The following is a 1,326-nucleotide window of genomic DNA, read 5'->3' as shown; positions in this document are numbered from 1 at the left end:
GACCCGGTACGGGCCGTGATCCGCGGCAGCGCGCTGGCGCAGGACGGCCGCACGAACGGGATCATGGCGCCCAGCGGCGCCGCGCAGGAGCGGGTGGTGCGGGCCGCGCTCGAACAGGGCGGCGTCGAGGCGCTGTCGGTGTCCTTCGTGGAGGCGCACGGCACCGGGACCCGGGTGGGCGATCCGGTGGAAGTGGGCGCGCTGGCCCGGGTGTTCGGGGCCGGACGGGCCGCGGAGCGGCCGTGCCTGATCGGGTCGGTGAAGGCCAACATCGGGCATCTGGAGGCGGGCGCCGGGGTCGCCGGGGTGATCAAGGCCGTGCTGGCGCTCCAGCACGGTGTGATCCCGCCGACCGCGAACGTCCATGAGCTCAACCCCGACATCGACTGGGCCGCCTCGGGGCTGGCCGTGCCCACGGAGCCGGTGCCCTGGCCCGCGCAGGACACGGTACGGCGGGCCGGGGTGTCCGGCTTCGGCTACGGAGGCACCGTCGGCCACGTGGTACTGGAACAGGCCCCGGCCACGGCGGACACCGCCACGGCCGGTACGGGGACGGGCGCGGCGGCCGGTACGGGGACGGGCGCGGCGGCCGGGAACGCGGCCGCGGATGCCACCGAGGGCTCGGGCGATGCGGCGGGTCCGGGGCTGTTCGTGGTGTCCGGGGCGTCCGGGGACGATGTGCGGGCGCAGGCCGCCTCGCTCGCGGTTTGGCTGCGGGGCGAGGGCGCCGGCGCGCCCCTGGACGGTGTCGCGCACACGCTGATGGCCCGCCGCAGCCATGCCGTGCACCGGGCCGCGGCCGTCGCGCAGGATCACGGCGGGCTCGCCGCGGCGCTCGAGGTGATCGCCGAGGGCGGCACCGCGCCGGCCGCGGTCGCGGGCCAGGTCCTGCCCGGTGGCGGGGGCGGCGCGGTGTGGGTGTTCTCCGGGCACGGCTCGCAGTGGGAGGGCATGGGCCGCGAACTGCTGGCCACCGAGCCGGTGTTCGCCGCGGCGGTCGACCGGCTGGAGCCTGTCTTCGCCGAGGAGCTCGGCATCTCGCCGCGGCGGGTGCTGAGCGAGGGGCCGCTGGGCGGGACCGACCACGTCCAGCCGATGATCTTCGTGGTGCAGGTCGCCCTGGACGCCCTGCTGCGCTCCAAGGGCCTGACGCCGGCCGCCGTGGTGGGCCACTCGGTCGGCGAGATCGCGGCCGCGGTCAGCGCCGGGGTGCTCGGCGCGGCGGACGCCGCCCGGCTGATCTGCCGCCGCTCCGTCCTGCTGCGCCGGGTCATGGGGCGCGGCGCGATGGCGATGGCGGGCGCCGGGTTCGAGACCGTCCAGGGC

1 protein-coding gene is annotated in these 1,326 nt (G+C 77.6%); it reads left to right on the top strand.

From position 1 onward, the window contains the following. The coding region (locus tag ACWGH4_RS35105) for an acyltransferase domain-containing protein (RefSeq protein ID WP_453467966.1) at positions 1-1,326 on the top strand (1,326 nt) is incomplete at both ends.

It is taken from the genome of Streptomyces sp. NPDC054847 (assembly GCF_053610925.1).
Note: the sequence above shows the minus strand (reverse complement) of the source record. Positions and strands in the feature narration are given on the sequence as shown.